General features: G+C 46.9%; 16 protein-coding genes. 8 read left to right on the top strand and 8 right to left on the bottom strand.

Going from position 1 to position 19,646, the window contains the following annotated elements; translation table 11 throughout:
• Both DR864_RS14450 and DR864_RS14445 read right to left on the bottom strand, forming a co-directional pair.
• The gene (locus DR864_RS14450) at positions 1-2,754 is read right to left on the bottom strand and encodes a PSD1 and planctomycete cytochrome C domain-containing protein (protein WP_114067645.1); all 2,754 of its coding nucleotides are present in this window, start codon (positions 2,752-2,754) and stop codon (positions 1-3) included.
• An 81-nt stretch (positions 2,755-2,835) separates the two neighbouring features.
• Positions 2,836-5,007, bottom strand: a complete 2,172-nt coding sequence (locus DR864_RS14445; RefSeq protein WP_114067644.1) for a M28 family peptidase — start codon at positions 5,005-5,007, stop codon at positions 2,836-2,838.
• A 259-nt stretch (positions 5,008-5,266) separates the two neighbouring features.
• Here DR864_RS14445 and DR864_RS14440 point away from each other — a divergent pair, with 259 nt between their 5' ends.
• Positions 5,267-5,743, top strand: a complete 477-nt coding sequence (locus DR864_RS14440) for a hypothetical protein (RefSeq protein ID WP_162793834.1) — start codon at positions 5,267-5,269, stop codon at positions 5,741-5,743.
• A gap of 51 nt (positions 5,744-5,794) precedes the next feature.
• On the opposite strand, the gene DR864_RS29830 is transcribed toward DR864_RS14440, so the two are convergent.
• The 3 genes from DR864_RS29830 to uvrA form a co-directional block, all read right to left on the bottom strand.
• Positions 5,795-5,956 carry a hypothetical protein gene (locus DR864_RS29830; protein ID WP_162793475.1) on the bottom strand — a complete coding sequence of 54 codons (162 nt, stop codon included), beginning with the start codon at positions 5,954-5,956 and terminating at the stop codon, positions 5,795-5,797.
• 6 nt (positions 5,957-5,962) lie between these two features.
• A complete protein-coding gene (locus tag DR864_RS14435; RefSeq protein ID WP_162793832.1) occupies positions 5,963-6,565 on the bottom strand; it encodes a transposase in 603 nt (200 codons plus the stop codon).
• Positions 6,566-6,996: 431 nt separating this feature from the next.
• Complete coding sequence (uvrA, locus tag DR864_RS14430) at positions 6,997-9,861, bottom strand: excinuclease ABC subunit UvrA (RefSeq protein WP_114067641.1); 2,865 nt, start codon at positions 9,859-9,861, stop codon at positions 6,997-6,999.
• Between the two features lie 203 nt (positions 9,862-10,064).
• Here uvrA and DR864_RS14425 point away from each other — a divergent pair, with 203 nt between their 5' ends.
• The 5 genes from DR864_RS14425 (at position 10,065) to frr (ending at position 14,302) form a co-directional block, all read left to right on the top strand.
• On the top strand, positions 10,065-11,351 hold the full coding sequence (locus DR864_RS14425) for an alpha/beta hydrolase family protein (protein ID WP_114070287.1): 1,287 nt from the start codon (positions 10,065-10,067) through the stop codon (positions 11,349-11,351).
• Positions 11,352-11,436: 85 nt separating this feature from the next.
• A complete protein-coding gene (locus DR864_RS14420; protein ID WP_310587519.1) occupies positions 11,437-12,339 on the top strand; it encodes a DMT family transporter in 903 nt (300 codons plus the stop codon).
• 33 nt (positions 12,340-12,372) lie between these two features.
• Positions 12,373-12,873: an acyl-CoA carboxylase biotin carboxyl carrier protein subunit gene (locus DR864_RS14415; RefSeq protein ID WP_114067640.1), complete on the top strand. Its 501-nt coding sequence runs from the start codon at positions 12,373-12,375 to the stop codon at positions 12,871-12,873.
• 67 nt (positions 12,874-12,940) lie between these two features.
• Entirely contained in the window at positions 12,941-13,663 is a 723-nt protein-coding gene (pyrH, locus tag DR864_RS14410; RefSeq protein ID WP_114067639.1) for a UMP kinase, read from the top strand.
• 78 nt (positions 13,664-13,741) lie between these two features.
• Complete coding sequence (gene frr / locus DR864_RS14405) at positions 13,742-14,302, top strand: ribosome recycling factor (protein ID WP_114067638.1); 561 nt, start codon at positions 13,742-13,744, stop codon at positions 14,300-14,302.
• A 97-nt stretch (positions 14,303-14,399) separates the two neighbouring features.
• On the opposite strand, the gene DR864_RS14400 is transcribed toward frr, so the two are convergent.
• From DR864_RS14400 to DR864_RS14390, 3 genes are all read right to left on the bottom strand, one after another.
• Complete coding sequence (locus tag DR864_RS14400) at positions 14,400-14,696, bottom strand: rhodanese-like domain-containing protein (protein WP_114067637.1); 297 nt, start codon at positions 14,694-14,696, stop codon at positions 14,400-14,402.
• Positions 14,697-14,788: 92 nt separating this feature from the next.
• On the bottom strand, positions 14,789-16,612 hold the full coding sequence (locus DR864_RS14395; RefSeq protein ID WP_162793829.1) for a T9SS type A sorting domain-containing protein: 1,824 nt from the start codon (positions 16,610-16,612) through the stop codon (positions 14,789-14,791).
• Between the two features lie 118 nt (positions 16,613-16,730).
• A complete protein-coding gene (locus DR864_RS14390; RefSeq protein WP_114067635.1) occupies positions 16,731-17,522 on the bottom strand; it encodes a PASTA domain-containing protein in 792 nt (263 codons plus the stop codon).
• Positions 17,523-17,848: 326 nt separating this feature from the next.
• On the opposite strand from DR864_RS14390, the gene DR864_RS14385 reads away from it, so the two are divergent.
• Positions 17,849-19,096, top strand: coding sequence for an ABC transporter permease (locus tag DR864_RS14385; RefSeq protein WP_114067634.1), 1,248 nt, complete (start codon positions 17,849-17,851; stop codon positions 19,094-19,096).
• Between the two features lie 62 nt (positions 19,097-19,158).
• Positions 19,159-19,605: a DMT family transporter gene (locus DR864_RS14380; protein WP_114067633.1), complete on the top strand. Its 447-nt coding sequence runs from the start codon at positions 19,159-19,161 to the stop codon at positions 19,603-19,605.
• Positions 19,606-19,646: the final 41 nt, after the last annotated feature.

Raw genomic sequence — 19,646 nt, 5'->3', positions numbered from 1 at the left:
TTATTGCTTTGAAATAAACTCGTCCATGTTTAACATTGTATTGGCTACAAAAGCCAGGGCAGCGTCGTTGGGGGTAGCGTTTTCCCGGCCCACCCAACGCACCGCTTTTCCTCTTTCTTTTTCAAATCGATGTATGGCCTCCGCGTAGAGGTTTACCAGTACTTTCTGTTTGGCGGGGGGCAGGGCGTGGCCCGTCATGAGCCAATAGCCGCGTTGGAGTTTGGAAGGGACACTTTTGCCGCCTTCTTTTTCCATACGTTCCGCAAATTTGATGGACATTTCCACAAAGGCTGAATCATTGAGCGTGACCAGTGCCTGCAACGGTGTATTGGTACGGATGCGCCGGGCCAAACACACGTCGCGATTAGAGCCATCGAAAGTGAGCATACTTGGATAGGGGCTTGACCGTCGAATAAATGTATAAATGGCGCGTCGGTAGGCGTCTTCTCCTTCGCTTCGTTTCCAACTAATGCCGCTGTACACCACTTGCCAAACGCCCTGCGGTTGGTACGGCATCACTGGCTTTCCGTACATTTTTTTACTCAGCAAACCACTGACAATGAGTGCTTGGTCGCGGATCTGCTCGCCCGTGAGGCGTACCCTTGGCCCACGCGCTAACCAACGATTGGTGGGGTCTTGGGCAATTTGCGCATCAGTAGCGCGGGAATCTTGTCGATAGGTAGCCGAAAGCACGATTTCTTTCAATAATGGTTTCATTTGCCAATTATACTCGTGCATGAACTTATACGACAAATAATCCAATAGTTCAACGTGAGTGGGCGTAAAGCCTTGTGAACCAAAGTCTTCAAGAGTTTCGACGAGCCCCGTTCCAAACAGTTGTTCCCAAAAACGATTTACAGCGACGCGGGCGGTCAATGGATTTTCTTTGGATGTGAGCCATTGGGCCAAGCCGAGACGATTGCGGGGGGCATTTTTAGGAAAAGCGTGCAATGATTTGGGAACATCGGGCGCAACGGTGGCGGCGGGGCTTAAAAAACTGCCACGTTCAAACACGCGCGTTGTGCGAGCGTATTCGGGAGGGTTTTCCTGCATAATCGGCATCGTTTCGGACGATGTAACTAGTAGTTTTTGGAAGTTGGCATACTGCTCTTCGTAGCCAGGTGTTCCTTTCCCTGGAAAATCTTCGGCCCAAAAGGCGACCCACATAAGCGCCGCTATATCGTCTTTTTGGTCTTTAACTTTGGCATTGGTAAACGCAAAATGTAAATCCTTGCGGGTCGAAAACGGAGGTAAGTCAATATAGGCAATTTGGAAGCCGCGTGACGTATCAAGCTTTGTCGTGGCTACAAGCGGCCCGTTGAGGCTGTCGGTGCTGATTCGGACTACGGTTGCGGGTTGTCTTGAGCGGTAATAGAGCAACATTTTTCGTTTGCCTCTGACCGGAGCTTGCTTCAAGCGAAGGGAGCCGTTGTTTTGTAGCATGGCGGCGGCCGTGGGTTCTAGCGTGCCGTTTTTGTATTGGTCAAACAGGTGAAAATAAATCCTCGGTTCCAGTGTACGAACATAATGCGTGTACTGCTCGGCTTTTTGCGGGGTGGTGTTTTTCTTCAGCCATGCGGTTAGCTCATCCAGTTTCTTTTGGTCTTTTTCTTCAAAAAAACGCAAGAAAGAAGCTTCGTCGCTTACGTCTTGGTCACTGGTATTGTTGAGGAAAGCCATGAATTTATAGTATTCCTCGTGCCGAAATGGGTCGTAGGGGTGGCTGTGGCATTGCACGCACGAAAACGTGGTTCCCTGCAAGGCTTCCCATGTGGTGCTGACGCGGTCGAGGACTTCGGAGGTGCGAAACTCTTCATTGTCGGTTCCTCCTTCGTCGTTGTTCATGGTGTTGCGGTGAAATCCCGTGGCAATGAGTTCGTTCTCAGTACGGTTGGGCAACAAATCACCCGCGAGCTGTTCCGTGATAAATTTATCGTAAGGCTTGTTTTCGTTAAATGCTTTGATGACCCAATCTCGGTAACGCCAAATATTTCGGGCATCGTCTTTTTCATACCCTCTCGAATCCGCATACCGGGCCAGATCAAGCCACATCCCCGCCCAACGTTCGCCAAATGCGGGAGACGCCAACAGCGAATCCACCACGGTTTCGTAGGCTTTGGGGCTTCTATCATTTAGGAATTTCTCGTATTGCGCGGCCGTTGGGGCCAAGCCTGTAAGGTCAAGCGTAACCCTGCGCAGGAGCGTAGCGCGGTCGGCTTCGGGCGAAGGATGTAGGGCATCGCTGTTTTGTTCCTGTTGTTTTTCAAACACAAAACGGTCAATGTCGGAATTGCCCCACGGTGTTTTTTGAAAAAGTTTATCCCACCAACTGGGCTGTGGGGCACTTCGTTTTTCTACGGGGCTGTATGCCCAATGCGTGCCCCATTCGGCTCCTTCGTCTACCCAATCTCGCAGAATTTCAACCTCCTCATCTGTGAGTGGGTCGCCCTTTTTGGGCATCCGTTTTTCGGGGTCGGAATGCGTCAATACTTGAATAAAAGCAGAGCCGTCGGCGTCGCCAGGAATGATGGCAGGTTTGCCCGATTTCGTTTTGGCGAGGGCCTCTTCCCGAAACAACAGGCTAAAACCGCCCGCCTTTTTCACGCCTCCGTGGCAAGCCATGCACTTTTTATTGAGAATTGGTTTTACCTCCGTGTTGAAATCAACGTGGTTATCGGGGCCAATGGCTAACCATGCCCCGACAAAAACCAGCGCTGATACACTTAGTAATACCTTATTATTGGGCCATTTCATGCGTTACGTAAGATTATGAATTACTCCACTTAATAAGGCAGAAATGAGCTTAAGATACTCAAAGCCTTAGGTTTGCCAATCTTAATTTTTAGCACCTCCCAACGAGGAGGGACTTCCTCCTAATTGCTGGTTCATTGTTACAATTTTCGTATTCAATGTTTCAATGGCTTTGGCGTGTCGCGCTTCAATATCGGGCAAATTGGCCGTTGATTTTAGCGATGCTTCATACTGAAATGCGGGCAACATCCACGATGCGTAGCCGCTGTACGGGTCAGAAGAAGCGTACAACGAGCGGTACCACGAGCCGTAAGCCATGCCTTTGGGGTCAAGGAAGGCCTTTTCCAAATTTCGCAATTCTTTGTTAATGGCCGCCACTTTAACTTTGTCGAGTTGCTCAGAAGCCAATAGTGTTTTGATTCGGCTTTCAAACTGCTCGGCGTTTTGTTTCAGGGTTTCTACTTGCGCCAACAATTTATCAACCGAGTAATCAGACTTATATGCCTTAACGGCTTTTTCAGCGGTTTTGAGGTGCGTTGCTAAGTCGGTTGCGTAGCGAGAAACATCATACGGTAAAATATCGGCATTGGCCAACCGCAGTGACATTGTACCTACGACTTGCTCTACCATCGGGCCCATTGTGTAGGTAGAGTCCACAAATTTGTTGTAGAAAAACAGGTCATCATATTGTGAGTGATATAGCGTTGGCCCGCCTACGCCAGCGCTCAATGAAGGGATGCCCGCGTGCATATAAAAAGCAATGTGGTCAGAGCCGCCGCCCAAATTGCCAATTGTTGGCTCATCGGCTACGGGGGCGGCGCTGTTGATGCCTACGGTGCTACCTCTTTTGCCTCCTTTTTGTGCCATCCAGTGTTCATAAACGGTTTTGTTGGAATCAGGATATTGAACGGATTGTGTAGCTTCAATGAGCAATTTTTTCAGCGAGGGCGAAGAGCTGCCGCCGAAAATTTTCCCCGAAACTGCGGCATCGTAGTTCATGTATGCTACGGCTTTGGCGCTTAGCTCATCGCGCATTTGCTCCACCCACTCGGCTGAGCCGATGACGCCATGTTCTTCGGCATCCCAGTGGCAAATTTTAACGGTACGCTTAGGTTTTTGAGGTAATTTTCCCAAAGATTCAGCCAATGTCAAGAGCATAGCGGTGCCGCTGTTGGGGTCAGTAGAGCCAAATGACCAAGCATCATAATGGCAGCCCGCAATGATCCACTCATCGGGAAATTCGCTCCCTGTCAGCGTGCCTACAACTTGATAAATACGCACAAACTCTTTTTCCTGTTTTACTTTCAAATGCACTTTCAACTCCGAGCCACCTTCTAAACGGTAGGCCAATGGTAATCCGCCCTGCCAGCCGGCTGGAACGGCTTTCCCCGTCATGCGTTTGAGGATTTCAACGGCGGAGCCCCACGGGAGGGGCGTGACGGGGATTTTATGGAATGCCGCGTCTTTGGGGTCGAGGCGCTTGATTTTTTTAGGGCCATCCAAAGGCAAGGCTGGTTCAAAAGGGGTTAATGGATCGCCAGTATAATCGACGGTCAATAATGAACCGCGCTGAATGGTATTGTCGTTGGGTTGTGAGCCTTCTGGGAAGGTTACGCCTTTCATGTAGCCATTATCGGCGGGGTCGGTATAGATAATGACGCCCGCCGCTCCGGCGGCTTCGGCGTGTTTGGCTTTGTACCCACGGAAATTGCCGCCATAACGCGCCAGCACGATTTTGCCTTTGACCGAAATACCCATCGCTTTCAATTTCTCAAAATCTTCGATACGGCCATAGTTGGCATATACTACTTCCGAGGTAACATCGCCGGAGCCTGAATAAGAATTCCAACCAGGAGTAAGGCGCGCGTCAGCAGAATATTTATCTTCTTTGATGATAAACTCACGGTTGTTGAGCGGCATCCGAATCGGCTCCACCACTTCAACCAAGCTTTCACCGGGTGTTTTGGAAAGATAAATATCGTGCGGAAAAATCTCTACTTGTAATCCTGCCTTGCGCATAACGTCGGCGATGTAATCACGTACTTTCTCATTTTCGGGCGTACCCGCCAAGTGTGGTACACTGGTGAGTTTTTGAAGGTGGTTTTTAAAACGTTCGGCAGATTGTTTGGTACGGTATTCTTGTTCAACCTTTTCTTGTTTTGATTGATTGGCAACCGAAAAACCACTGATGGATTTTTGGGCGTGGGCATACATGCCGAGAAATAGCAAACTGCCCGTAATAAAGGTGTGTTTCATAAAGAGGAAGTTGATGAGAGTTAGTTAGGTTTAAAAAGAAATTTAGCGCTTACTGTGTTGACCAAAAAAACATAAAAAAGCCCTAATAAGGTATTTTAAGGGGGTTTTTAGGAGTAGTTCAGGTTGGTGTAGCAAGTTACTAAAATCTTTTAAAAACGTGTTAACAATCATTAACCAAGCCTTTATAAACCTTTATGATTTTCTGCGTTCTAAGAGTAAAATAAGCAAAATCATTGTACCATTAAACCAAATAAATGCCATGAAAAAGTTAGTGTTTGCAGCCGCCATGATCTTAGTAGCCTTCGGAAGTGCCAATGCCCAATGGGGTAATAACGACCGCGACCGTCGGTACGATGATCGATACGATAACCGCCGCGACGACCGAGGATACGGTAATCGTGATGATAATCGTGGCTATGACTCCCGCAGCGGAAGGGGCGGAAATATGGGCGACCGCATTGATGATTTTCAGCGCGAAGCCCGCCGCCGAATAGCCGACGGAATTGCGCAAGGGTCTATATCATCACGGGAAGCAAAAAATTTGATGCGTGATGTGGAGCGTATTGAGCGTAAAGAGCAAATCTTCTGGCGTGACCGCGTGCTTAACCCCCGCGAACGTCGTGAATTAACATCAGATTTAGCGGCGCTTAATCGTGAAATAACCCATGAGAAACGGGATAATGAGCGTTCGACCTACGACGACTACGGTCGCAATGGTCAACGTAGAGGATGGTGAGTATCGACAAAGGGCCGAAATTTTCGGCCCTTTGTTTTTTTTATGCAGTATCTAGGCGGAGGTCCGGGCGGAGGCAAGCCTCGCCTCTACGGGCAAACCGAATACGTAGGGGCGGGGCTTGCCTCCGCCCCAATCGCCCAATCGCCCAATCGCCCAATCGCCCAATCGCCCAATCGCCCAATCGCCCAATCGCCCAATCGCCCAATCGCCCAATCGCCTTTACCTATCCTTCCGTTCTGTCATACGGGTAAGCAAAAGGTCAAGGTTATCCGAATCCTCCGCCCATTTTTCAGGATTCATTACAATGTAATGCCGAATGTTATCGAACTCACGATTGTTGCGAATGATGCGTCCCCAATAATTACGTTGCCAGCATTTGGCGATTTTATGTAGATTATTTTGCCGAATCAAATCGTAATATCGTTTGAAAACCAGCGATTTAAAAGCACAGATAATGTCGCCCAGGGTGGGGTGGGGCCGTGGCGGTGCACCGCTTACCTCTATCCCTATTTTTGTTTTTGCATCCGCTATTGGGTCAGAAACGGTATTTGCTTCTGCGAGACAAATGATTCCATGGAAATGATTGGGCATAACGATGTATTCATCTAACTGTATTTCAGGAAATCGTTGGGGCAATGCCAGCCATTCATTTTGAATAATATGGCCTAAATCGTTCAATACAGATCGATTATCAGTTATTTCACCGAAAATACATTCTCGATTTCTTGCACATACCGTGACGAAGTACGGACCCCAATGACTGTAATCAAAGTCTTTATATCGAATGGAATTTCGATGATGGATTTTAGGGTCAAATTTCATCTCTAATCGTATCGTCGGGGATAGAGAATTATTAGCTTTTGTCTATTTCGGAATAGGACGAAAAGCCCCGGAATTTGTCACATTCTACAATACGATTATTGATTTCGACATGTAGGGGCGGGGTTTACCTTCGCCCTTTTGGCGTTGGTGGTTTCGCGGTTACCGGGCGGAGGCAAACCTGGGCGGAGGCAAACCCGGGCGGAGGAAAACCCGGGCGGAGGCAAGCCCCGCCCCTACGATAATTCCAATTATTGTGTTAACGTTTTTTCTGAACCGATGCGGTTACCGGGCGGAGGCAAACCCGGGCGGAGGCAAACCCCGCCCCTACGATAATTCCGATTATTGTGTTAACGTTTTTTCTGAACCGATGCGGTTACCGGGCGGAGGCAAACCTGGGCGGAGGCAAACCCGGGCGGAGGCAAGCCCCGCCCCTACGATAATTCCAATTTCAAATATTTTCCCGTAAAACTCTCCTTCACCTTCGCTACTTTTTCGGGGGGGCCTTCGGCAATGATGCGTCCGCCCGCGTTACCGCCTTCAGGGCCAAGGTCGATGACGTAATCTGATACTTTAATCACGTCCATATTGTGCTCAATGATCAGAACGGTATTGCCTTTATCGACGAGTTTATTCAGTACATCCAGTAAATGACGAATGTCCTGAAAATGTAACCCCGTGGTCGGTTCGTCCAGAATATAGAGGGTTTGGCCTGTGTCTTTTTTCGAAAGCTCTTCGGCGAGTTTCACCCGTTGCGCTTCGCCGCCCGAAAGGGTCGTGGCGTGTTGGCCGAGCGTAATGTACCCAAGTCCTACGTCGTTGAGGGTGGATACTTTACGCAAAATTTTAGGAATGCTTTCAAAGAATTCCAACGCCTGCTCCACGGTCATGTCGAGCACATCCGCAATGGATTTTCCCTTGAAACGCACCTCTAAAGTCTCACGATTGAAGCGCTTTCCTTTGCAGGTGTCGCAATCTACGTATACATCGGGTAGAAATTCCATTTCGATTTTTTTCATCCCTGCGCCTTCGCAATCTTCGCAGCGGCCGCCTTTGACGTTAAATGAAAAACGTCCTGGCTTGTAGCCCCGGATTTTGGCTTCGGGCAGTTCGGCGTACAGCGACCGAATCTCAGAAAAAAGATTGGTGTACGTAGCTGGATTGGAGCGTGGCGTACGGCCAATGGGCGATTGGTCTACCTCAATGACTTTGTCGATGTGCTCCAGCCCTTCCACGCTTTTATATGGTAGCGGTTCACGCTTTGAGTTGTAAAAATGGCGGTTCAGAATCGGAAACAGCGTTTCGTGAATCAACGACGATTTTCCGCTTCCGCTCACGCCCGTTACGCACAGCATTTTTCCCAACGGCAGATTAAGCGTGACGTTTTTGAGGTTATTACCTGTTGTCCCTTTCAGAACGATATTCTTTCCGTTGCCTTCGCGGCGTTTTTTAGGAACATCAATGGCGATTCGTCCGCTTAAATAATCGGCGGTCAATGAGCCGTTTTTTAAGAATACTTCGGGGGTACCATATCCTACTACCTGCCCGCCGTGGCGGCCCGCACCAGGGCCAATATCGAGGATATAATCGGATTCGAGCATCATGTCTTTGTCGTGCTCAACGACCAAAACAGTGTTTCCCAAATCCCGTAATTTTTTCAATGAATCAATCAGTCGAACGTTGTCGCGCTGGTGTAGACCAATGCTGGGCTCGTCCATGATGTACAACACGCCCGTAAGCTGTGTACCGATTTGGGTAGCCAAACGAATACGCTGCGCTTCCCCGCCCGAAAGTGTTTTCAACGGACGGTTAAGTGTCAGATAATCTAAGCCCACGTCCAACAAAAATCCGACGCGCTTACGAATCTCTTTCAATACTTCGCGACCAATCAACTGCTGACGTTCGGTGATGCGCTCTTCCAAACCGTTGAGCCAATTGGCCAATTCTCGAATGTCAATATTGGCTAAATCAGCAATGTTTTTATCGTCAATCTTGAACCACAACGCTTCTTTTTTCAAGCGCGCCCCCTGACAATCGGGGCAGGTGTTGATGGTCATAAAATCTTTGAGCCAATCCTGAATTTTCTCCGAGCCATTTTCCTGTTGGCGGCGCAAAAACGTAATGATGCCCTCGTATTTGGTGTTCCATTCGGTGCCTTCGTATTTTTTGGAGGGCACGGGTACTGGCTCGTCGGTCCCGTTGAGCATGAGGTCGATGGCTTCGGGCGGAAACTTATCAATCGGAGTACTGAGGGTTACTTTGAAGGGCTTTAGCAGAATTTCCAATTGTTTGAAAATCCACAAATCGCGGTATTCACCAATGGGCGCGATGGCTCCACGGCTCAGACTGAGACTTTTGTCGGGAATAACGCTTTCGGGTGTAATTTCTTCTACCACGCCTAGGCCCTGGCAGGTCGGACACCAACCGTAAGGCGAGTTGAACGAAAAACTATTGGGCGCTGGGTCGTCGTAGCTGATGCCCGCGACGGGGTCCATGAGGTTTTGGGAAAAATAATGCACTTCATTTTTTTTATCCAACAACATCATCACGCCCTTGCCTTGCTTCAGGGTTGTGCCGACCGATTGACTCAAGCGAAAACGTGACTGCGAGTCCCCAGCATCAGCTTTGGGGATGAGCCTGTCCACCACAATTTCAATATCGTGAATTTTGTAACGGTCGAGCTGCATTTTGGGCGTAATGTCCAGCACTTCATTGTCGACGCGGACTTTTGTATAGCCGAGTTTGGCAATTTGAACGAACAATTCTCGGTAATGCCCTTTTCGCCCTTTCACGACGGGAGCCAGTAGAGTGACCTTTTGATTCTCAAACTGACTCAGAATCTGGTCAATGATTTGGTCCTGCGATTGCTTCACCATCGGTCGTCCCGTCACGTAACTGTAGGCATCGCCCGAGCGAGCGTACAGGAGGCGCAAGAAGTCGTATATCTCCGTCACGGTGCCAACCGTAGAGCGTGGATTTCGTGAAGTGGTTTTTTGTTCAATGCTGATCACGGGGCTGAGACCGTCGATTTTGTCCACATCGGGGCGCTCCATATTGCCCAGAAAACCACGGGCGTAAGCCGAAAAGCTTTCCATGTAGCGACGTTGCCCTTCGGCATAAATGGTGTCAAAAGCCAATGAAGACTTACCACTGCCACTGATGCCCGTCACCACGACGAGTTTGTTGCGCGGAATAGTAACGTCAATATTTTTAAGGTTATGCTCGCGGGCACCCATGACCTCAATGAGGTCGTGGCCGGTGAGTTCAATGTCTGTAAGGGTAGGTTTGTGATTGTCCATGAATTGGTAACGCAAAACGAAGGCGCAAAGTTACCAACTATTTGGGGTTAATAGGAGCTTTATAAAAGTTTTGACGAATAGAGAATAAGTCAATTTTTTTGGTAATTACCCAACAAACAATAGAATCCTACAACCAGCGTCTTTTGGGTAAAAAGCAGGTATATTTTATGAAAAAGGAAAGTTATACCCAAAGACCGATACTTATGCACAAGTTATCCACAATTAAGGCCGTAATCTACACTGTTTTAGGTGTAATGATGTCGTTAAATGCTTTTACCCAAAAGATTCTTGTCAATTACGATGAATCAAAAATGCCCTCCTTCACGTTGCCCGACCCATTGTTGCTCCCCAACGGCAAGCCCATCAAATCAAAAGACGTATGGGAGAAAACGGGGCGGCCCGCGGTGTTGAAACAATTCGCGGAAAATGTATACGGAGTCAATCCATTTTCAGGGGCGGTTAAAATTGCTTCAGAGGTGAAAACCGTCAACGAAAATGCGTTGAACGGCAAAGCCATTTCTAAGCAAATTACCCTTCGGTTTCCCGAAATTTCCCCCACGTTGACGCTTGATATTTTGCTGTATTTACCCAAAAATGTGAAACAAGCCCCCGTTTTTGTCAGCCTCAATTTTACGGGAAATCACACCACTACGCACGAAAAAGACGTATTTGTGACCGAAAAATGGGTGAATTCTGGTTTTGATAAAACCTTTGTGAACAATCGAGCCACGGATGCCTCTCGCGGAATTGCCGAACGGAGATGGCCTATGGAAGCCATTGTAGCACGGGGCTACGCGGTAGCCACTGCCTACTACGGTGACCTCGAAGCCGACCACACCGAAGGTTGGAAAACGGGCCTCCGTTCCGTATTGACACCCGAACAGCGCGAAAAATGGAGCGCTATCGGAGTTTGGGCGTGGAGCATGAGCCGCATGGTGGATTATTTAATCAAAAATGAATCCTTGGTTGACGGTCAAAAAGTGATTGCTTTGGGCCACTCACGTATCGGAAAAGCTACGCTGTGGGCGGCGGCAGAAGACCCGCGTTTTGCAATGGTCATTTCCAACGATTCGGGCGAAGGCGGGGCTGCATTGGCGCGGCGATGGATTGGTGAAACCGTAGAGCATCTCAATACGCAATTTCCGCACTGGTTTTGTGCTAACTACAAAAAATACAATAAAGCAGTGGCAGAGTTGCCCGTAGATTCACACGAATTATTAGGCTTGATGGGACCGCGCCCGCTGTACGTAGCCAGCGCTACTGAAGATATTTGGGCTGACCCCAAAGGCGAATTTTTGGGCGCTTTGGAAGCGGAAAAAGTCTATCAATTGTACAAAAAAACGGGGTTGGGGACGAATATAATGCCCATGCCGAACAGCCCGGTTGGAAAAACCATTGGGTACCATATCCGCGAGGGGAAACATGATATTCTGCTGTATGATTGGCAACAATACATGAACTTTGCCGATAAGCACTTTGAAATCAAATAAACCCACTATTTTTGCAGCGGCAAAATGTCATGCACCCTGAGTGATGACGATTTTGCCGTGGGTCTTAACGCTAATCATTTCAAAAGTGAACGATTCTTCTAAAAGTCCCCTTCAGGCGTGGATACTGTTGGTATTAGTAGCCCTTACTTGGGGAACATCGTTCTTTTTAATAAAAAAAAGCCTGATTACATATAGCGTAACGGAAGTAGCAGCGGGGCGATTGTTTTTGGCTTCGCTGTTTTTTGTTCCTATCATGGTTAGCTCCCGTCGCCAAATTCCCGTTGATCGTTATCCTTATTTATTAATATCTTCTCTGACGGGGTTTGTCATTCCAGCGTTTTTGTTTGCCTTAGCGGGCACTAAACTAAACAGTTCTCTGTCGGGAATGCTCAATTCTCTGAGTCCGTTGTTTACGCTCGTGATTGGCGTGTTGTTTTTTGCACAACCGCGTCGTCCTGTGCAGATTATAGGAATTTTGCTGGGGTTGTTGGGCTCTTCTTTTTTGATTTTTTCTAAAGGGGCGGGGGCTATAAATATCGCTAATCCTTACGCGTTTTTGATTTTGCTTGCCACGGTGTTGTATGGCATTAATATCAACACCATTTCACGTCATTTGAGTCATTTGCCGTCGTTGGCCATGACCTCCTGGACGTTTGCTTTTACGGGCCCTATTTCATTTGTTATCTTGTTTTTTACGGATTTCTTTCCCAAAATCACCCTCGCTGAAAATTTCCAGCCGAGCCTTATTTTGTTGGCATTGGGGCTGGTAGGCTCGGGCTTGGCCTCGGTGCTGTTTAACCGGATAGTGCAATTGGCTTCTGGCTTGTTTGCGGCCTCGGTTACGTATTTAATTCCGATTGTGGCTATCAGCTGGGGGATTTTTGACGGTGAGCGGATTAGTTTTCAGCAATATCTCGGAATGGGCATTATCCTGACGGGCATTTATCTGGTCAATCGTCGGGAGCGGCTCAGTATTGCCAAAAGTTGACACGAAATACCTTTCTCTTTAACCAATATTTCTATGTTAAAAGTAACCATCAACGAACAACAAACCTTTGACATTGATTCTAATAAAGGGCAAACAACCCTAAACGGCCAGCCTTTTCAGTGGGATTTGGTGGCGTTGGACAACGGGCGTTTTCATATTTTGCAAAACGGACGCTCGTACAATGCCGAAGTCATTGAAGCCGATTATGCCGAAAAAAGTTTTAAGGTCAAAATCAACCAAAGCACTTACACCTTAGCCGCCAAAGACCGTTTCGATTTATTGTTGGAGCAAATGGGCATGACTGGTACCGCAAAGAATAAAGTCAACAACCTCAAAGCACCCATGCCAGGGTTGATTTGGGACATCAAAGTGCAGGTCGGAGATGTGGTCAAAGCGGGCGATGTGGTCCTTGTATTGGTGGCCATGAAAATGGAGAATGCCCTTAAATCACCTGGAGAGGGAGTCGTAAAAAGTATTAAAATAAACAAAGGAGATACGGTAGATAAAAACCAAATCTTGATTGAATTTGAATAATTAATGAGGTCATTGACCAACGTTATGAACTTAAATTGCACAATACAAACTAACTAATATACCAACCATGTCTCAACCTAAATATAAACGTATTCTTCTCAAACTCAGCGGTGAAGCACTCAGCGGTGCCGACAAAAAGCAGGTGATTGATTTTGACATTCTCCAGCAGTTTGCCAAAGAAGTAAAAACAATCGTTGATGCTGGCGTACAAGTGGCAGTGGTCATTGGAGGAGGTAATATATTTCGCGGGGCCTCGGTTGAAAAATCAGGCATTGACCGGGTACAGGGCGACCACATGGGAATGCTCGCTACGGTCATCAATAGCATGGCGATTCAGAGTTCACTGGAAAAATTTGGCATGGTAACTCGCTTGCTTTCAGCCATTAAAATGGAGCAGGTAGCGGAGCCGATGATTCGTCGCAGGGCGGTGCGCCATTTAGAAAAAGGCCGTATCGTGATTTTTGGCGCGGGCACGGGTAATCCCTATTTTACGACCGACTCCGCAGGTGCGCTGCGGGCCATTGAAATCAACGCCGATGCCGTTTTGAAAGGAACGCGCGTGGACGGAATCTACACCGCCGACCCAGAAAAAGACCCTAACGCAACGCGTTATGAGAAAATTTCGTACGATGAAGCATTGAGCAAAAATCTCAAAATCATGGATTTGACGGCCTTTGCGTTGTGCAAAGAAAACAATTTGCCAATCATCGTTTTTGATATGAACAAACCAGGAAACCTATTGCGCCTCATCAACGGTGAATCGGTGGGAACGTTGGTAACGAACGAATAAGAAATTTTAATTTTACCAAACTAATCAGGGATAGCCCCTATATCTCACAGTTAACGAATAAAAATTAAAACAGTAGCAATGGAAGAAGTCGAATTTTATCTCGAAGACGCCAAAGATACGATGGACCGAGCAATCAAGCACTTGACCATCGAGTTAGCAAAAATCCGTGCGGGAAAAGCATCACCGTCGATGTTGGACGGAATTCAGGTGGAATATTACGGAGTCATGTCGCCGCTCAACAACGTAGCTTCCATCACAACCCCCGATGCGCGTACGATTACCATCAAGCCGTTTGAGAAAAAACTGATTGGGGAAATAGAAAAAGCCATCCGGAATAGCAACGTTGGATTGGCCCCCAATAACGACGGTGAGAACATTCGTCTTAGTATTCCGATGCTGACCGAAGAGCGTCGACGCGATTTGGTAAAACGCGTAAAACAAGAAATTGAAACCGCAAAGGTCAACATCCGGAACATCCGCCAAAGCACCAACGGCGATATTCGTAAACTGACCAAAGAAGGCGTGTCGGAAGATGAAGTGAAAATCGGAGAAGAGCGCGTTCAGAAATTAACCGACGGTTTTATTTCAAAAGTAGACCAAATCTTTGCCGCAAAAGAGCAGGATATTATGTCGGTCTAAGCCTTAAGTTTTTGTATTAAGTAGTTGATATTGAGTCATAAGTGAATCTGCAAGTCTCAATGCCAACTACTTGATACACTATACTTAAATTCCAAAACTAGTCCAATTCTCGGTAGGCCAACATGCCACCAATGACGTTGCGAACGTTGGTGAAACCTTGGCTTTGCATAAACCGTTGGGCAGTTTCGCTGCGTTTGCCTGAGCGGCAGTGTACCAAAATTTCTTCGTCTTTGAGGTCTTCAATTTCGTGGATGCGGTGTGGAAGCTCACCTAGTGGAATAAGCTGCCCTCCGATGTTGTCATCTTCGTATTCGTAATCTTCACGTACGTCGATGAGGTTGATTTTCTCTCCGCTTTCAATGCGTTTTTTTAATTCTTCTACGGTAATATCCATTGTGGTAGCTTGATGTTAAGTAAAATAGATAAAGAGGAACGGAATTGAGAGGCCAAATATGGCAAAAATGTTACTCAATTACGTACGCTGTCTTAGCGTTGTAACAAAATTTTCTTCACAACGGTTTTTTCGTCGTTGGATAATCTCACCAAATAAAGCCCATTGGGCAGTTCCGATAAATCCATGGTTTTGTTGGCCGTTTGTACGATTTGCTGCTTAACCAAAGCGCCCGTGAGATGATATATTTCAATACGCTGAATTTCGTCGGATTTCCACTGAATCAGTCCGTTGGAGGGATTGGGATACACCTCCCATTCGGTTACTTTTTCGGGCTCTATGGATGTAATTGGGGGCAGCGCCTTGCCGCCCATGACGGGCCGAACCTGTAAACTACCTTGAAAATACGCCAAATTAGGGTCATTCTTGAACGAAGTATAAGGTGCCCATTCTTGCCCTAGATTGACAAAAATCTGGTCTTCATGTTGCGTATTGCGGTCCAGCCCTACGGCGATACCGTCTATACCTATTTGAAGCCAGCTCACATAAAACGTGTCGCGGACCGCCACTCCATAATCAAACGGAAACTCAATGAAGCCGTTGCGAGCCTTGGCGTACTCTACCCGAAAGGCTTTTTGCTGAAGCATCGTGCTGGGGCGTCCGTCTTTGTTGCTCCATACCTGAACGGTGATGGATTGCCCCGTCAAATCCTTCAAAATCGGGATGATGTTCATTCTTACGGCCGATACCACATCGGGTTTGTTTAAAAAGTACCGAACGGCTGTTCTGCCCAGTGTCCGATTCATGTACACAGCAAACTCGGCGGTGCCATCATCGTAAGCATAATAATCATCGAGCACAGTTTTGCCCGAAATACTGTCATTGCGGCGCAAATCAACGCCTGGAATGGAGGGGTTGCGGTCGTCGGTGGTTAGAATTTGGAAGCGATTGACGAGCGAAAGGCGTTGGGTAACGTTGGTGTCAACGCTGATAGCTTGCGGTTTAACGATTTTATTTTGCGCACTGAACTGGTCAATAAATACAGAGTTGTTCTGGAGAATTGTTTGAAAAGCCCGCCCACTCAATTCGTCCTTTAAAGTGTAGGAAAAGGCCGTTGAGTTAAAAATATTGTGGAGATTGTTGATGCGGGTAAACACCGAATCTGCGGTTTCGGCCCTAGCATTAGCCAAATACTGCTTGAGCGGCATGGCAGCGTACCGTTTTAAAAATGAACTGACTGGAAGATTAATTGCCACATCCTGAATGTACCTGTTTAGCCGCCGGCTTTTGTCAAGGTATACATAATCAACGTGCCACGAATCAAACGGTCCCGATTGACGCGCAAATGCCTGAAAGCGGAATTGAAAATTTGCGTGGAAGTAAGCGCTGTTTCGAATAGCAAGCTGCACGTAGTTGAAGTTAGGATTGGGTACTCCGCCGGCTTGTTTCCAGATGGTTTGCCAAACGCCCTTATCGTTTAAAAGCTGAACCCGTAAGGAATCATCGGCATCGGGAAACTCCCCCAAACCGCGTAACTCCCAATAGAAACTGAGATAAATAGAATCAGCAACGGTAAGGCCCGCCAGATTGATGGGCTGGGAAGTGAGGGTGTCGCTGTTACCCTGTGCATTTTGATTCACCAAATTATACGGCTGACCAGCGGCATTGGCCCCGTCAAATGTAACTACGTTGACCGTGGGGTGGTTGAGCGTATTGGTGTTATTGACGTAAGTTCCGCCGCCAGCAATCCATAAGGCAGGGGAGGGAGCGCTACCGTTGGTCAATGAAAAATCATCAAAAAAAGGCAGCGAAAGTGCTTGAGTGCGGGCGTTTTTTGAAGTGGAAGTAGCCTGTGTTGGAGCAATCGGAAACCCAACGAGCTGGGCATGAGCGGTACAGCTCAAAAGCGTAAGGAGCAAAATGCAACGCAGCCTTTTTGCACAAAAGGCTGCGTTAGTCGTATTCGTTAAGAAATATCCGATAACGGAAGTCCTGTTTTTAGTAAGGGTTAATATTTTATTTCTTGCTCCGCTAAAATTATTCATTCTGTTGTTCAGGTTGCGTATCAGGCTGTCCGCCAACTACCCATAAGTCAACAATATCTCCGACGTGGATTTTATTTCCTGCGCCTGCTTCAGGATTCTGCCTTGTTACAGTCCCTGGCGGTTTGCTGGGGTCATCTACATATTGTATTAGGGGTTTTGCTAGATTGGAGCCTTTTAATACGAATAGGGCTTCTTCGAGTGTTTTACCTACAACGTCTGGAACATCAAATTCAGTATTTCCGATGCCATCTCCGACTTCCAAAACAATGATAGAACCTTGCGGAATGAGCGTGCCGGGCTTAATAGGCTTTCCATTGAATAATTGTTCCATCACTGAATTTTGGGCTGGGTCAGGCACATACCTGATTTCACCTAATCTCAGCCCTAAACGCATTAATTCAGCTTCTGCACTTCGTTTTGTGCGGTCGACTAACTGAGGCATTTTTACGTTGGGTGCGGTTAGGGCCGTGATGTAGACGTATATTTTTCGGTCTTCCTTGACACGCAAACCAGACTTGGGGTTTTGGCGAATCACCGTCAAAGGTTTTTGACCTACGACAAACGTACAATCAACTACTTCATAGCGTAAATTACGCTCATCGAGGTAATCTTCCAATTGCTGCGTACTCATGCCCGTTAGGTCTGGTACCGTAATACTTTGTCCGTGATTGGTTGTAAATGGTAAATACAAAAAGAAGAACCCCAAAAATAGTGCCACAACAAGCGCTACGACAAGACTGATATGAACAAAAAGATCGGTACGCGAATTTGTGCTGATTTTCATACAAAAATTATGGATTGAATGGGCCGAATGAACGGCAAATTTTTGAAGGAACTCATCCTTCCAATCACCTCTTGATAGTCATGTTATGAGTTTACTGCAAAGAAAATCTAAATTTCTGAATTGGCGGTAAAATACGCCCGAATTTGTGTGGGGATAGAGCTGTGCTATCTTTTGAACAACAGAAGGTTAGTTAAATAAAGCATCAGACTCGTCACCAATCAAACCGGCTGATTACCATTCATGTAAAATGTTGGTTAAATATGACTTGGATGTAGAATTTTTGTTGTCGATCCCCTCAAATTGATTAAAATAAACCGTCAAGGGCCATGAAATTTTTCCGTCAAACGTTTGAAAGTCTGCGTTTTGCTTGGCAAGCACTGCGTTCCAATCTTTTGCGTACCACTTTGTCTTTGCTGGGGGTAACGGTCGGAATTTTTGCCATCATTGGCGTTTTTACCATCGTTGATTCACTGGAGCGGAGTATTCGCCAAAGTTTGGCAACCATCGGCACCGATGTAGTGTACGTGCAGAAATGGCCTTGGAATTTCGGGGGGGAGTTTCAGTGGTGGAAGTATTTTCAGTGGCCCGAAACTTCCTACAGTGATTACAAATTTTTGGCCGAACGAATGGAAGGGGCCGAGGCGGTGGTGGCTATGGGATTTAAAGGCGGATTGACGGCCAAAAATGGCAATAATAGCATGGATGCGTTGATTCAGGGGATGACTTATGATTTCAATAAAGTCTCTGATGTAGAAATTGAAAAGGGCCGGTATTTTACACCGCAAGAAATAGACGCTGGACGGAGCGTTGCCATTATAGGGGCCGAAATTGCCGAAACACTATTCCCAAATGACCCCGAACCCATCGGGAAAAGCTTTAAAATCAAAGGATTGAACTATTCCGTCATCGGAGTTCAAAAGAAAAAAGGGAAGGGGCTGTTTGATATTGCGGGAAATCCCGACACCAAAGTTTTGTTGCCGTTTTTAACATTCGCAAAATCATTCCAAAACCGCATCAATAGTTCTGTATCCATCGTAGTCAAAGGAAAACCCGAAGACGAAGGATTGGTAGAACTAGAGGCTGAAATTGTAGGATTGTTACGTACCAAACGCGGCTTGAAACCCTCCCAGACCACAAACTTCTCCATCAATCGCCCCGAGGCCGCCACGAAAGCAGTTTCAAGTTTGTTTGGCGTGATTACGCTGGTAGGCTGGGTAATTGGTAGCTTTTCTATTTTAGTCGGTGGGTTCGGGATTGCCAACATTATGTTTGTATCAGTCAAAGAACGCACCAACCTCATTGGCATCCAAAAATCGTTAGGCGCTAAAAATTACTTCATTTTATTTCAATTTTTGTTTGAAGCCATTTTCCTGAGCCTCATCGGCGGACTGGTCGGAATTGGATTGGTTTACTTAATGTCTTTCATCCAATTGGGCACTTTGGAGATAATTCTTTCGCCCAAAAACATCCTTCTGGGGCTGAGTGTGTCGAGTATCATCGGTGTTTTGGCGGGCATCGTGCCAGCCTTTGGGGCGGCCCGTATGGACCCTGTTGAGGCGATTCGAGCCAAGTAAACGGTTTTTTATTCCGCCATTTTTTTGGGAAGTTTGCAGAACTTATCTGGCTTTAACTTCCCATGCATTACTTTTTTCTATTGTTGGCTTTTTTGATTGGCGTAACCAATACGTTTCAATCTGGGGTTAATTCACAACTGCGTCTTGCTACCCAAAACCCTATTTTATCTTCCATTCTTTCGTTTGCCACGGGTTTATGTGTCTTGTTGGTTTGCTACTTGCTTTTCAACAAAGATGCTATTCCAAGCTTTGAAACCTTTAGAAGTATCAGCTGGTGGAAATGGCTCGGAGGCGTGTTTGGGGCCTTCTACGTTCTGACCGTAATTCTGATTGTAAAAGAAATCGGACCTGCTAACTTGCTGTGTCTCATCATTGCGGGGCAGCTAGTGGCAGGGGTACTGATTGACCATTTTGGATGGGTTGGTTTTGCCGTTCATCCCATGAATATTTGGCGAATATTCGGCATTGGATTGATTATCTTAGGTGGCGTTTTGGTACTCAAAAACTAACGACCAACGTACAGTGTGGGAAAATGATTAGGCGTAACCCT

Source organism: Runella rosea (genome assembly GCF_003325355.1).
Classification (GTDB): domain Bacteria; phylum Bacteroidota; class Bacteroidia; order Cytophagales; family Spirosomataceae; genus Runella; species Runella rosea.
Note: the sequence above shows the minus strand (reverse complement) of the source record. Positions and strands in the feature narration are given on the sequence as shown.